Source organism: Sphingomonas sp. AC435 (assembly GCF_979253005.1).
In genome coordinates, this window is the sequence record NZ_CEEDCJ010000004.1 from 122,887 (window position 1) to 135,934 (window position 13,048).

The following is a 13,048-nucleotide window of genomic DNA, read 5'->3' on the forward strand; positions in this document are numbered from 1 at the left end:
CGCAGGTTGCGCCGCAATGAATGCGATCAACTCGCCAGCCGCAGCTCCGGTCGCGTCGCCACGGGTGAGTAGGGCGGCTGATCGGGCCAGATGCCGCGCGTATCGAGTACCGCCTTGCCCTGACGCTCCTGAAGCGGGATCGAGCGGAACAGGTCGTGGTCCACCAACAGGATCATGATGTCGCACGTTTCGATCGCGGTATCGACGTCGATCAGGCGAGCGCCAGTGCCGTCGAACGCCTTGGGCAGCACGTCCGCATAGGGTTCGACGATGCGCACCCGTTCGCCGAAGCGGGCGGCCAGCGCGCTCGCGACGCGCAGCGCCGGGCTCTCGCGGAAATCGTCGATATTGGCTTTGAACGCGAGGCCCATGCAGCCGACCGATGCACCCGGCATCGCGTCGATCATCGCCGCCGCCTTGGCGATGACGTGATCGGTCTTGCCGTCGTTGACCTCCCGCGCGGTGCGGATCAGCGGCGTGCTGTCCGGCGCGGCGGCGACGAGGAACCACGGATCGACTGCGATGCAATGACCGCCGACACCCGGACCCGGCGACAGGATGTTGACGCGCGGATGGCGATTCGCAAGCCGGATCACCTCCCAAACGTCGACGCCCAGCCGATCGGCGACGAGGCTGAGTTCGTTGGCGAACGCGATGTTGACGTCCCGGAATGCGTTTTCCGTCAGCTTCGTCATCTCCGCCGCACGAGCGGTCGTGGTGACGCAGGCCCCCCGCACGAAGCGGCGATAGAAGCCCAGCGCCTTGCGGGCGCAGCGCGGCGTGATGCCGCCGATGACGCGGTCGTTGTCGATCAGTTCGACGAGGATGCGGCCCGGGAGCACGCGCTCGGGGCAATAGGCGATGGCGATGTCCGCGCCCTCGCCGCTGCCGCCGCGGCCCGGCACGCGCAGATCGGGGCGCAGCGTGGCCAGCAGATCACGAACCTGCTCGGTGGTGCCGACCGGCGAGGTCGATTCGAGAATGATCGTGTCGCCCGCCTTCAACACCGCGGCGATGCTGGTGGCCGCTTGCAGGACGTAGCCGATATCGGGCTGATGATCCGCGGCGAACGGCGTGGGCACGGCGATGACGAACACGTCGGCGGGGGCGACCTCGGTCGCGGCGCGCAGCGTGCCGCGGGAGACCACGCCCGAGACGAGGCCATCGAGATCGACCTCCTCGATATGGACGCGCCCGGAGTTGACCGTCTCCACGACCGAGGCAGTCACGTCGACGCCCAGCACCTGCGCGCCGGTACGGGCGATCACCGCCGCGGTGGGCAGGCCGATATAGCCCAGCCCCATGACGACGACGTTGAGTTCAGCGGCGGAAGCCATCGGCGATCACCTTTCCGATCCGGGCCGAAGCGTGACCGTCGCCGAACGGGTTGTGGGCGCGGGCCATGACGGCATGGGCGTCGCTATCGTCCAGAAGCGTGAAGACTTCGGAAACGATGCGATCCTCGTCGGTGCCGATCAGCTTTGCGGTGCCGGCGGCGACGCCCTCCGGCCGCTCCGTCGTTTCGCGCATCACCAGTACCGGCTTGCCCAGCGCGGGCGCCTCCTCCTGCACACCGCCCGAATCGGTCAGCACGATGTCGGACGCGGCGAGCACGGCGACGAAACCGGGATAGTCGAGCGGCGCGATACGGGCGACGTTCGCACGATCTCCCAGCAGCTCGTCCATGACGGCGACGACATTGGGGTTGGGGTGTACGGGAAAGATGACGCCGACATCCTGTCGCTCGGCGATGCGGCCGATCGCACGGGCGATCGCAGCCATGCCGTCTCCGAAATTTTCGCGGCGATGGGTGGTGACGAGCACGATCCGCCGACCGGCCATCTTGGCGAGCACCGGGGCGACCATGTCGGCGAGGGCGGGTTCGGTGCCGATCCGGTCGCGAGTCCAGTGCAGCGCGTCGATGACGGTGTTGCCGGTGACATGGACCTTGGTGGGATCGATCGCCTCCCGTATCAGCGCGTCGGCGGCGGTCTGGGTGGGGGCGAAGTGGTGCTGCGCGATCGGTGCGACGATGCGGCGGTTCACCTCCTCCGGCCAGGGGTGATAGATATCGCCGGAACGCAGCCCGGCTTCGACATGCGCAACCGGGATGCGACGATAATAGGCGGCAAGGGCGCCCGCCATCGCGGTCGCGGTGTCGCCCTGGACCAGCACCATATCGGGCCGTTCCACATCAATCGTCTCGCCGATACCGGTCAGCAGCCTGGCCGTCAGCCGGTCGAGCGATTGCCCCGGTTCCATGATGTCGAGGTCATGATCCGGCGTCAGGCCGGCAATCGCCAGCACCTGATCCAGCAGGCCGCGATGCTGCGCCGTCACACAGGTCCGCACGCGCAGGCCCTCGATCGACGCAAGGGCACGGATGACGGGAAATAGCTTGATCGCTTCGGGACGCGTGCCGAACACGACGAGGATGGTATGAGCCATGCCGCGGCTTTACGGCCGCAGGGTTTACCATCACGCTAACCGCGCATCGTGCAACAATTGAGGCGCGCATGGCTTTAGGTGGCAGGGTACGAGCCTGTGGTCAGCAGGCAAAGGGAGACGAATACCGATGACGATCAAGCCGTTGCGCAAGGCCGTGTTTCCGGTCGCGGGGCTGGGCACCCGCTTCCTGCCGGCGACCAAGGCGATGCCGAAGGAGATGCTGACCGTCGTCGACAAGCCGCTGATCCAATATGCCGTCGAAGAGGCGCTGGAGGCGGGTATCGACCAGATCATCTTCGTCACGGGTCGCAACAAGTCCGCGCTGGAGGATCATTTCGACATCTCCTACGAGCTGGAGGACACGATGCGCGCGCGCGGCAAGTCGCTCAGCGTGCTGGAGGGTATTCGGCAAAAGCCGGGCTCCCCCGTGTACGTCCGCCAGCAGGAGCCGCTGGGACTGGGCCATGCCGTATGGTGCGCGCGAGAGATCGTCGGCGACGAGCCGTTCGCGGTGCTGCTTCCGGACGAACTGATGGTCGGGCGGCCGGGCTTCCTGAAGCAGATGGTGGAGGCTTACGCTCGGGTCGGCGGCAACGTCATCGGTGCACTGGAGGTGGCGGACAGCGAGACCGACAAATACGGGATCATCTCTCCCGGTGCGCGGGTGGACGATCGTACCGTCGAGGTAAGCGCGCTGGTCGAGAAGCCGGCAAAAGGCACTGCGCCGTCGAACCTGATGATCCCCGGCCGCTATATCCTGCAACCCGAGGTCATGCGTATCCTCGAAGGGCAGGAGAAGGGTGCGGGTGGGGAGATCCAGCTGACCGACGCGATGGCGCAGTTGATCGGCAAGCAGCCGTTCCACGGTTTCACCTTCGACGGCGAGCGTTACGACTGCGGCGACAAGGCGGGCTATATCTGCGCGAACGTCGCGCTGTCGCTCGCGCGTGACGACATCGGGCCGGCGGTTCGCTCGTTCATCGAGACCAAACTGGGGTGAGCCCTCGGCATGCTCCGGTCAAATACCGGAGCACGCCGAGCAGGCGGGATCCTTCGGCAGGCGCAGCGTACGGAATCGTCCCGACAGGAAATCGAGCAACATGACGTTGCCCGCCGGGTCGTCCCCGAAGGGGGCGACGGCGCGCAGCACCTCTAGCGCTGCGAGGCTGCCGAGGACGCCGGTGACCGGGCCGAGCACACCCTGTTCGGCACAGCTCACCCCCTCCCGGTCGGGCGAATCGCCGACGAAACAGCGGTAGCAGGGCGCGGCGGGTTCCCAGCCGCGGAACACGCCCAACTGCCCGTCGAACTGCCCGACCGCCGCCGACACCAGGGGCGTGCGCAGCGCAAGCGCGGTGTCCGCCACGAGCAGCCGGGTCGCGAAATTGTCGCACCCGTCGAGGATCACATCGACGTCAGCCAGCACATCGCGCGCGTTGTCGGCGTCGAGCCGGATGGCATGCACCACGACATCGACATGCGGGTTGATCGCGGCGACCGCACGGGCGGCGGCAGCGGCCTTCGACAGGCCGAGATCGCCGCCGGAGAAGATCGTCTGCCGTTGCAGGTTCGACAGATCGACTCGGTCGTCATCGATCAGGACCAGCCGTCCGATGCCCGCCGCCGCAAGATACTGGATCGCGGGCGAGCCGATCCCGCCGCAGCCGACGATCGCCGCCGACGCCGCCCTGATTCGCATCTGGCCGCTGCCACCGACCTCGCGCAGGACGATGTGGCGGGCATAGCGGGCGAGTTCGTCGTCGGAGAGTGGCGTCACCAGCGGTAAGCGACCGACAGCCGGTACCAGCCGGGACGCGAGGCGGCGCTGCCGGTGCGGGTCAGCGCGATCACGTAGCCGACGGTATATTGCTCGACGGTGGGGCAGCCGATCGCTGCGGGCACGACCTGACGCACGCCGCCGGCCGGGCCGATCAGGATCGCCACCGGCGCGACGACGCGGACACCGTCTGCCGGTGAGGTGGCGATGCGGCAGCGTTCCGACTCCACTTCGCCACGGACATAGGCCGTCGCCTCCGGCGTGATCGCCGCACGCACCAGCGGGAAGGGCGGCAGGACCGTCCAGTCCTGCGGCGGTACTGGGGGCGCGGGCGTCGTCGCTGCCGCCTGAGCCAGGAGCGCCAGCGCAATCATCCGGCCAGTCCGCTTGTGCCTGTCGAGCCGAACCCGCCCGAGCCGCGCGCCGTTCCATCCAGCGCGTCGACCTCGATCATGTCGGCCCGTTGAACGGCGGCGGGTACGAGCTGCGCGATGCGGTCGCCGCGCGCGATCTGGAACGGCTCATCGCCCAGATTGGCGAGGATCACCTTCACCTCGCCGCGATAATCCTCGTCGATCGTGCCGGGCGTGTTGAGACATGTGATTCCGTGCTTCAGCGCGAGACCGGAGCGGGGCCGGACCTGCACTTCGTAGCCCGCGGGAATGGCGATGGCGAAGCCGGTGGCGACGGCGGCACGCGCACCCGGCGCGAGCGTCAGCGCCTCCGCCGCGACCACGTCCATGCCCACTGCGCCGGCTGTCGCATAGGCGGGGAGGGGGAGGTCGCTGCCGTGCGGCAAGCGCTTCAGCGCGATACGGATCGCAGTTGTCATATCGCCCGACAGGTAACGTCTGGGGGGCTTCAGGACAAGGTTGGGGCCGGTATTCCGGTCAGGCTTTCCGCGATCCGGTCGACCAACCGCGCCGCAACCGCGTCTTTCGGCAGGCGCGTCCAGCTTTCCACGCCGGCGTCCGTGACGAGGTGAACGCTGTTGTAATCGCCACCGAAGACGTCGGTCGAGACGTCGTTGGCGACCAGCCAGTCGCAGCGCTTGCGCACCCGCTTGGCGATGGCGTGTTCGAGGACGTTCTCCGTCTCCGCCGCGAAACCGATCAGCAGCGCCGGCCGCTGCGACGAAGACGCCAGACCGGCCAGGATATCCGGATTCTCGACCAACGTCAGCGCGGGCGGGGCATCGCCCTTCTTGAGCTTCTGCGGCAGCGTCGCGACGCGCCAGTCGGCAACGGCGGCGACCATCACGGCGGCGTCGACGGGCAGTGCGGCGTCGACCGCAGCGGCCATGTCCAGCGCCGACTGCACGTCGACGCGGTCCACCCCGGCGGGCGTGGGCAGGCCGACCGGCCCGGCGACGAGCGTCACGCGCGCACCGCGGCGGGCGAGGGCGGCGGCGATCGCAAAGCCTTGTCGGCCGGAGGAGCGGTTGGCGATGTAGCGAACGGGGTCGATCGGCTCGTGCGTCGGTCCGGCGGTGACCAGGACGTGGCGGCCGGTGAGCGGCTTCGGTGCGGCGGGATTCGCGGCCTCGATCGCGTCGACGATCGCCTGAGGCTCCGGCAGGCGACCGGGGCCGTACTCGCCGCAGGCCATTGCGCCTTCGTCAGGGTCCATGACGGTGATGCCGTCCGCGCGTAGTTGCATCACGTTGCGGACGGTGGCGGCATGCTGCCACATCCGGACGTTCATCGCGGGCGCGCAGAGCACGGGCGTGTCGGTCGCGAGCAGCAACGTGGTGGCGAGATCGTTCGATAGCCCCGCCGCCATCCGCGCGATCAGGTCGGCGGTGGCGGGGGCGACGACGATCAGGTCGGCTTGGCGGCTGAGCTGGATGTGGCCCATCTCGGCCTCGTCCTTCAGGTCCCAGAGGGTGGTGAAGACCTGATCCTCCGACAGCGCGGCGAGCGTCATCGGTGTGACGAAATGGCTGCCGCCCTCGGTCAGGACGCACCGCACGCTGTGGCCACGCTTGCGCAGCAGCCGGATCAACTCGCACGCCTTGTACGCGGCGATACCACCGCCGACGATCAGCAGGATGCGCATCAGCGTACCACCCGCGTAACGGTGATGCGACGTCCGTCGCGCGCGGCGGCGATCAGGTCGCGCAGCGCGTCGACCGAGAAGATCAGCCCAACGACCGATAGCGGCGCGATCAGCAGCGCCCAATAATAATTGTCCGCCCGCGCGACGATCGCCAGCACCATCGCGTAGGCGGCGATCGTCACCTGCACGCGAACGGCGATCGGCTCCCGCCATGCCGACCAGCCCGCGAGTGCCAGCACAAGGAAGGGCGCGGCGAGCCAGAGCGGAACGAACTGCAAGGCGCTCGACAGGATCGTCGCCCGGATCGCGAAGCCGAGGCCGAGCAACGCGCCCCAGCCGGGCGATGCCGGATCGAGCGGGCGAACGACCTCCGCCACCGCCTGCGCATGGAAACCGAGAATGACCGCGAGCACGACGAGCGCCGCCGCCCACCCGATCGCTTCCCGCCGGGCACCGTCGCGGGCCGCAAGCACGAGCATAACGACGACGTACAAAGCCGCCGTCTCGCGGATCAGCGCGGCGGCGAGGCCGATCGCGACCGGCTCGATCCAGCGATCGGGCCGGTCCGCGGGGCGATGCAGCGCCAGCGACAGGGCGATCAGCAGCCCGGCCCAGAGTTCGTGGAAGATCGCGAGTTCGGGCGCGCTCGCCGCGGCGAGGCCCGCGAGCAGCAGCACCATCGCCGCGACGCGGGCGGGCGTCCGCGCCAGCGCAGGCGCGAGGCGGGCATACCAGGCCAGCGCCACCGCGACCGTCAGCATCCACAAGAGCACCGTGACGACGAACGCCGGCATCGCGCCCGCCACGACCGCCAGCGTCGGCAGGCGAAAGGCGACGAACGGGCGGAGCGGGTAGCTGCCGGAGCGCAGGGCATCGGCCGCCACCGAGTAGTAGTCGCCGCCGTGACGCACATTGTCGACGATCGTACCATACAGGACCGCGTCGCTCATGCCGTCGCTCGGCGCGCCGACATCCGGATTGGGAGTGCCCATCGCCACCAACGCCGCCAGCAGCAGCGCGGCGAGAGCCGCCAGCATCATCCGCGCGGCATTCTGGGGCCAGCCGGCGAAGCGCGACGGTTGGGCGAGCAGCAGCGGGGCGAGCGGGCGACGGCGCATGGCGGATGCGCGGTAGCATGGATTTCGCGACTGGCGAATGCTTTGGCGAGCGCTCGCGATTGTCGCCGCACTGCCCGCATGGCAAGCCACTGGCGATCAGGGAGATAACGATGCGCGGCTGGGTGATGACGGGCAGTGTGATGACAGGCGGCGTGATGAAGGGCGGTGTGATGGCGTGCGGTCTTGCGCTGGTCGCGGCGATGCCGGCCGTGGGAGCGGAGCGGCAGGTGCTGCCGGCGGACGTGGTGCCGCTGCACTACGACGTGGCGATCGTGCCCGACGCGGCGGCGCTGAGCTTTTCGGGCGAGGTCGGCACCGACGTGCAGGTCGCGACAACGACCGGGCGCATCGTCGTCAACGCCGCCGATCTGGTGCTGGATTCGGCGACGCTGGACGGCAAGACGCCGCTGACGATCGCGATCGACAAGGTGGCGGAGACCGCGACGCTGACCGCGCCGGGCATGATCGCGCCCGGCAGGCACCGCGTCACGATCCGCTGGCATGGCGCGATCAGCAAATTCACCTCCGGCTTCTTCGCGCTCGACTATGACGATGCGGCTGGCACGAAGAAGCGGATGATCGCCACCAAGTTCGAGCCGGCCGCCGCACGCCGCTTCATGCCTTTGTGGGACGAGCCTGCGCGCAAGGCGAGCTACACGCTGACGGCCGATGTCCCCGCCACCGATCTGGCGCTGTCGAACACGCCGGTCGCGAAGGAGGTCACGCTGCCGGGCGGGCGCAAGCGGGTGACGTTCGCGAAGACGCCGAAGATGTCGTCCTATCTGCTGTTCTTCGCGAGCGGCGATCTGGAGCGATTGTCGCGCAAGGTCGGCAAGGTCGAGGTCGGGATCGTCACCCGCCGCGGCGTCGCGTCGCGCGGGCAGGAGGCGCTCGACACGGCGGTGCAGTTGCTGCCCTATTACAACAGCTATTTCGGGGCCGAGTACCCGATCGCCAAGCTGGACCTGATCGCGGGGCCGGGATCGGGCAGCTTCAGCGCGATGGAGAACTGGGGCGCGATCTTCTTTTTCGAGAACGCGTTGCTGCTCGATCCCGCCAGCATCACGGAATCGGCGCGGCAGCAGATCTATGGCGTCGTCGCGCACGAGATGGCGCACCAGTGGTTCGGCAATCTGGTGACGATGGACTGGTGGAACGACCTTTGGCTTAACGAGGGTTTCGCGAGCTGGATGGCGACGACCGCGACCGCGCGCTTCCATCCCGAATGGAAGCCGTGGCTGGGAAGCCAGATCGACCGCGCGGGAGCGATGCGGCTCGATGCGCTGCCCGGCACCCATCCGGTGATCCAGGACGTGGCGAGCGGTCCCGCCGCCAATCAGGCGTTCGACGGCATCACGTACGGCAAGGGCGAGGCGGTGATCCGGATGCTGGAGGCGTATGTCGGCGCGGCGTCGTTCCAGCGCGGGGTGCAGGCGTACATGGCTGCGCACGCCTACGGCAACACGGTCAACGACGACCTCTGGACCAGCATCGAGGCGGCGAGCGGCCAGCCTGTCGCGGCGATCGCGGCGGATTTTCTGGGTCAGGCGGGCGTGCCGCTGGTGAATGTCGCCGGAGGTGGCCCGGTGTCGCAGGGCCGGTTCAGCTTCGATCCGGCGGCGACGGCAGGGCGCTGGACCCTGCCGCTGACGATCCGGCCGCTGGCCGGCGGCTCGGGCCAGCCGTGGTTGATGACGGCCGCCACCACGCGGCTGCCGACCGCTGCGCCGACGCTTTTCAATGCAGGGCAGGCGGCATATGCGCGCGTCTCCTATGGGGCGCCGGCCTATGCGCCCGTCCTGGCGGCGTTTCCGAGCCTGCCGGCGGCGGACCAGATCGGGTTGTTGTCCGATGCCTGGGCGTTGGGACAGGCGGGAAAGGGGCCGGCCGCGCGTGCGCTGGAGCTGGCCCGCGCGTTGCCCGCCGATGCCGATCCGCTGGCGTGGACGCAGGCGCTGTCGGCGATCGGCGAAACGACCGGTCTGGAGGCGGGCACCCCCGGTGACGCGGCGTGGCAGGGATGGGTGCGGGCGACCGTCGCCGCACCGTTTGCGCGGTTCGGCTGGACCGCGAAGCCGGGCGAGAGCGCCAACGACGCGATCCTGCGCGAAGCGCTGATCTACACGCTGGGTCGCGCCGACGATCCGGCGGTGCTGGCGGAGGCGAAGCGTCGCTTCGCAGGCTGGCAGCGCGACAGGTCGAGCCTGCCCGCAGCGCTGGTGGATCCGGTGCTGATCCTGGCGGGGCGGAATGCGGACGCGGCAACGTTCGCGATGTTCCGCAGTGCAGCGAAAGCGGAGGCGGACCCGGAGCGCAAGGCGGCGCTCTACGCGTATATGGCAGGCGCACGGGACCCGGCGCTGGCGGCTGAGATGCTGACGATCGCCACCGGTGGAGAGGCGCCGCCGGCGCGCGCGGCGCGGCTAGTGGCGCAGGTCGCGCGCGTTCATCCCGACCTTGCGTGGACGCATGCGCTGGCAACGTTGCCGGCGGTGGCGCCCAATCTCGACCTGCGCCAGCGCTTCCAATACTTGCCTTCCGTAGCGTCGGGCTCGGCGAGTGCAGCGCGCGCCGACGAATTGCATGCCATCGCCGCGCGCAATTTTCCCGAAGGGTCGCGACGGTTCGCCGATCAGGCGGAGGCGGGTATCCGGCAGCGCGCGCGGTTGAAGCAGACGATGCTGCCGGAGGTCGATCGCTGGATCGCTTCATCGGGACGTTAGATCAGAAAGCGCAGAGTGATCGCTTCTGCCGATCACGCCCTGCGGCAATCTCAATTTTGCGATGCAGCATTTATGCCTACATGGGGGTGGCAATTCTCATCTGACAAAGGACATCGCAATGTCGCTCATCGGCACCAAGCTGAAGCCGTTCACCACCCAGGCCTACCGCCAGGGCAAGTTCGTCACCGTCAGCGACACCGACGTGACGGGCAAGTGGGCGGTCTTCTTCTTCTACCCCGCCGATTTCACGTTCGTCTGCCCGACGGAGCTGGAGGATCTGGCCGACGTGTACCCGACGCTGCAAAAAATGGGTGTCGAGGTATACAGCGTGTCGACCGACACGCATTTCAGCCACAAGGCGTGGCACGACAGCTCGCCCGCGATCGGCAAGATCGATTATTATATGCTGGGCGATCAGAACCACAGCATCAGCACCAGCTTCCAGATCCTGCGCGAAGGTCAGGGCCTCGCCGATCGCGGCACGTTCGTGATCGATCCGGAGGGCGTGATCCAGCTGATCGAGGTCACCTCCGAGGGCGTCGGCCGCAATGCCGCCGAACTGCTGCGCAAGATCAAGGCTGCGCAGTACATCGCCGCACATCCGGGTGAGGTCTGCCCCGCCAAGTGGGAAGAGGGCGAAGAGACGCTCGCCCCATCGCTCGACCTCGTCGGCAAGATCTAAGCATATCGGTTTCCGGTCTCCATCTCTCCCCCGACGGGAGGCCGGATGACGGCCCGGGGCACCCCCTCCGCCCCGGGTCGTTTCAATTTACAGCGGAGTTTTCGCCATGCTCGACGCCAATCTGACGCAGCAGCTGAAGGCCTATCTGGTCAACATCCGCGAGCCGATCGAGCTGGTCGCCAGCACGGGTGACGACGCCAAGAGCCGCGACATGGCGGCCTTGCTCGACGAGATCGCGGTGCTGTCCGACGAGATCACCGTGGTGCGTGGCGACGACAAGCGCGTACCCAGCTTCTTGATCCGGCGGGCGTCGGACGCCGCCGTCGCAGTCCGGTTCGCCGGTCTGCCGATGGGGCATGAGTTCACGTCGCTGGTGCTGGCGCTTTTGCAGGTCGGCGGCCACCCGTCGCGCGCGGCGCAGGAGCTGCTCAATCAGGTGCGCGCGCTGGATGGCGATTACGCGTTCGAGACATATTATTCGCTGACCTGCCAGAACTGCCCGGACGTGGTGCAGGCGCTGAACCTGATGGCGGTGCTGAACCCGCGCATCACGCACACTGCGATCGACGGCGCACTGTTCCAGAGCGAGGTCGCGGATCGCAAGGTGATGGCGGTGCCGACCGTGTTCCTGAACGGGGAGAGCTTCGGTCAGGGCCGGATGGAACTGGAGCAGATCGTCGCGAAGCTCGACACCGGCGCGAGCGCGAAGGCGGCGGCGAAGCTGGCGGAGAAGGAGCCGTTCGACGTGCTGATCGTCGGTGGTGGTCCGGCCGGCGCGGCGGCGGCGATCTATGCGGCGCGCAAGGGCATCCGCACCGGCATCGCGGCGGAACGGTTCGGCGGGCAGGTGCTCGACACGATGGCGATCGAGAACTTCGTGTCGGTGCAACATACCGAAGGGCCGAAGCTGGCGGCGCATCTGGAGAGCCATGTCCGCCAGTACGACGTCGATATCATGAACCTGCAACGCGCCACGGCGCTGGTGCCGGCGACCGAGGTCGGCGGGCTGCATCGGGTGACGCTGGAAAACGGCGCGACGCTATCGGGCCGAACCGTGATCCTGTCGCCGGGTGCGCGCTGGCGGCAGATGGGCGTGCCGGGTGAGGACGCGTACAAGAACAAGGGCGTGGCATATTGTCCGCATTGCGACGGGCCGCTGTTCAAGGGCAAGCGCGTGGCGGTGATCGGTGGCGGCAATTCCGGCGTCGAGGCGGCGATCGATCTGGCAGGCATCGTCGCGCACGTGACGTTGATCGAATATGACGCCGATCTGCGCGCCGACGCGGTTTTGCAGCGGAAACTCGGCAGTCTGCCGAACGTCCGGATCGTCACGTCCGCACTGACGACCGAAGTCACCGGCGACGGCGAGCGGGTGACCGGCCTGACCTACCGCGATCGCAATCACGACACACTGCACGAGGTCGCGCTGGAGGGCGTGTTCGTACAGATCGGGCTGGTGCCGAACACCGAATGGCTGGGCGACGCGCTGGCGTTGTCGCCGCGCGGCGAGATCGAGATCGACCATCGCGGGCATACCTCGCGGCCGGGCATCTTCGCCGCGGGCGATGCGACGACGGAGCCGTTCAAGCAGATCGTCGTGGCGATGGGGGCAGGATCGACCGCGGCACTGTCGGCGTTCGACCACCTGATCCGGCTGGCACCCGAGGATGTTCTGGCGGCTGCGTGAGGGGTGACGTGGCGCGGCCGAGCTAACCCTCGTCATGTTGGGCGGTGGGCGGCTTTACGGAGTGGGTTTCGGTAAGCGTCCCCCGACATGCGCAAGCCGTGACACGACGATTCCGGGCCGATCGACATCCACGGTCTGGAGTGCATGTCGCACTCCACTCACCGTCACCCCGAACTTTCCCGTTGTCTGCCGGGCCAAAAGCTCTGAGGGTCGTTCACCTTCCGTGTCCAAAGCCCCCCGGTGGCCCCTGAACAACTACGTTGCCGCACTGTCTTGGTGCATCGTTGAACGACGATATGTAGGATCAGCGTTGTCTAGCGGATGGTCTGGCGTCGTCAGTTTCTTCAGAAAGGTATGTCTGGAGCGATGAGCAGGTGAGGTTCGGCGACCAGCCGCCGCGCGTGGTGCCGCGTGAGTGGTGTGAAGCCTAGATCGTTGGCTCCAGCGAATGCTCTGAACGTCGGCAGTCTTTTTTCCTAGCCGGCCACGTCGCCTACGCGCCAGCGATGCGGCCGGTCGGGCGTCCTCAGACCACCTCGACCGGTTCCGCAACAC

Annotated in this window: 11 protein-coding genes; 4 read left to right on the forward strand and 7 right to left on the reverse strand. The window is 68.0% G+C overall.

Going from position 1 to position 13,048, the window contains the following annotated elements:
* Nucleotides 1-26 precede the first annotated feature (26 nt).
* Both wecC and wecB read right to left on the reverse strand, forming a co-directional pair.
* A complete protein-coding gene (wecC, locus tag AC0CH8_RS09605) occupies nt 27-1,337 on the reverse strand; it encodes a UDP-N-acetyl-D-mannosamine dehydrogenase (RefSeq protein WP_465239697.1) in 1,311 nt (436 codons plus the stop codon).
* On the reverse strand, nt 1,321-2,448 hold the full coding sequence (wecB, locus tag AC0CH8_RS09610) for a non-hydrolyzing UDP-N-acetylglucosamine 2-epimerase (RefSeq protein WP_465239698.1): 1,128 nt from the start codon (nt 2,446-2,448) through the stop codon (nt 1,321-1,323). The genes wecC and wecB overlap by 17 nt, the downstream gene beginning before the upstream one ends.
* 127 nt (nt 2,449-2,575) lie before the next feature.
* Between wecB and galU the strand changes: the two genes are divergently transcribed.
* Nucleotides 2,576-3,448, forward strand: coding sequence for a UTP--glucose-1-phosphate uridylyltransferase GalU (gene galU / locus AC0CH8_RS09615; RefSeq protein ID WP_204200479.1), 873 nt, complete (start codon nt 2,576-2,578; stop codon nt 3,446-3,448).
* 18 nt (nt 3,449-3,466) lie between these two features.
* Here galU and AC0CH8_RS09620 read toward each other — a convergent pair whose 3' ends face one another.
* The 5 genes from AC0CH8_RS09620 to AC0CH8_RS09640 are packed head-to-tail and all read right to left on the reverse strand — an operon-like array spanning nt 3,467 to nt 7,401.
* A complete protein-coding gene (locus tag AC0CH8_RS09620) occupies nt 3,467-4,225 on the reverse strand; it encodes a molybdopterin-synthase adenylyltransferase MoeB (RefSeq protein ID WP_204200480.1) in 759 nt (252 codons plus the stop codon).
* Entirely contained in the window at nt 4,222-4,599 is a 378-nt protein-coding gene (locus AC0CH8_RS09625) for a hypothetical protein (protein ID WP_204200481.1), read from the reverse strand. Before AC0CH8_RS09625 ends, AC0CH8_RS09620 begins: the two co-directional genes overlap by 4 nt.
* Nucleotides 4,596-5,057 carry a dUTP diphosphatase gene (dut, locus tag AC0CH8_RS09630; protein WP_204200482.1) on the reverse strand — a complete coding sequence of 154 codons (462 nt, stop codon included), beginning with the start codon at nt 5,055-5,057 and terminating at the stop codon, nt 4,596-4,598. Before dut ends, AC0CH8_RS09625 begins: the two co-directional genes overlap by 4 nt.
* Nucleotides 5,058-5,086: 29 nt before the next feature.
* A complete protein-coding gene (gene coaBC / locus AC0CH8_RS09635; protein WP_465239699.1) occupies nt 5,087-6,283 on the reverse strand; it encodes a bifunctional phosphopantothenoylcysteine decarboxylase/phosphopantothenate--cysteine ligase CoaBC in 1,197 nt (398 codons plus the stop codon).
* A complete protein-coding gene (locus tag AC0CH8_RS09640; RefSeq protein ID WP_465239700.1) occupies nt 6,283-7,401 on the reverse strand; it encodes a hypothetical protein in 1,119 nt (372 codons plus the stop codon). The genes coaBC and AC0CH8_RS09640 overlap by 1 nt, the downstream gene beginning before the upstream one ends.
* 110 nt (nt 7,402-7,511) lie before the next feature.
* On the opposite strand from AC0CH8_RS09640, the gene AC0CH8_RS09645 reads away from it, so the two are divergent.
* The 3 genes from AC0CH8_RS09645 (at nt 7,512) to ahpF (ending at nt 12,493) form a co-directional block, all read left to right on the forward strand.
* Nucleotides 7,512-10,124: a M1 family metallopeptidase gene (locus AC0CH8_RS09645; RefSeq protein ID WP_465239701.1), complete on the forward strand. Its 2,613-nt coding sequence runs from the start codon at nt 7,512-7,514 to the stop codon at nt 10,122-10,124.
* Between the two features lie 118 nt (nt 10,125-10,242).
* On the forward strand, nt 10,243-10,806 hold the full coding sequence (ahpC, locus tag AC0CH8_RS09650; RefSeq protein WP_204200486.1) for an alkyl hydroperoxide reductase subunit C: 564 nt from the start codon (nt 10,243-10,245) through the stop codon (nt 10,804-10,806).
* 106 nt (nt 10,807-10,912) lie between these two features.
* Nucleotides 10,913-12,493, forward strand: coding sequence for an alkyl hydroperoxide reductase subunit F (gene ahpF, locus AC0CH8_RS09655; RefSeq protein WP_465239702.1), 1,581 nt, complete (start codon nt 10,913-10,915; stop codon nt 12,491-12,493).
* Nucleotides 12,494-13,048: the final 555 nt, after the last annotated feature.

Coding starts and splice junctions, on each gene's coding strand:
- wecC (WP_465239697.1), bottom strand. CDS start 1,337: ATGGCTTCCGCCGCTGAACTCAACGTCGTCGTCATGGGGCTGGGCTAT.
- wecB (WP_465239698.1), bottom strand. CDS start 2,448: ATGGCTCATACCATCCTCGTCGTGTTCGGCACGCGTCCCGAAGCGATC.
- galU (WP_204200479.1), top strand. CDS start 2,576: ATGACGATCAAGCCGTTGCGCAAGGCCGTGTTTCCGGTCGCGGGGCTG.
- AC0CH8_RS09625 (WP_204200481.1), bottom strand. CDS start 4,599: ATGATTGCGCTGGCGCTCCTGGCTCAGGCGGCAGCGACGACGCCCGCG.
- dut (WP_204200482.1), bottom strand. CDS start 5,057: ATGACAACTGCGATCCGTATCGCGCTGAAGCGCTTGCCGCACGGCAGC.
- coaBC (WP_465239699.1), bottom strand. CDS start 6,283: ATGCGCATCCTGCTGATCGTCGGCGGTGGTATCGCCGCGTACAAGGCG.
- AC0CH8_RS09640 (WP_465239700.1), bottom strand. CDS start 7,401: ATGCGCCGTCGCCCGCTCGCCCCGCTGCTGCTCGCCCAACCGTCGCGC.
- AC0CH8_RS09645 (WP_465239701.1), top strand. CDS start 7,512: ATGCGCGGCTGGGTGATGACGGGCAGTGTGATGACAGGCGGCGTGATG.
- ahpC (WP_204200486.1), top strand. CDS start 10,243: ATGTCGCTCATCGGCACCAAGCTGAAGCCGTTCACCACCCAGGCCTAC.
- ahpF (WP_465239702.1), top strand. CDS start 10,913: ATGCTCGACGCCAATCTGACGCAGCAGCTGAAGGCCTATCTGGTCAAC.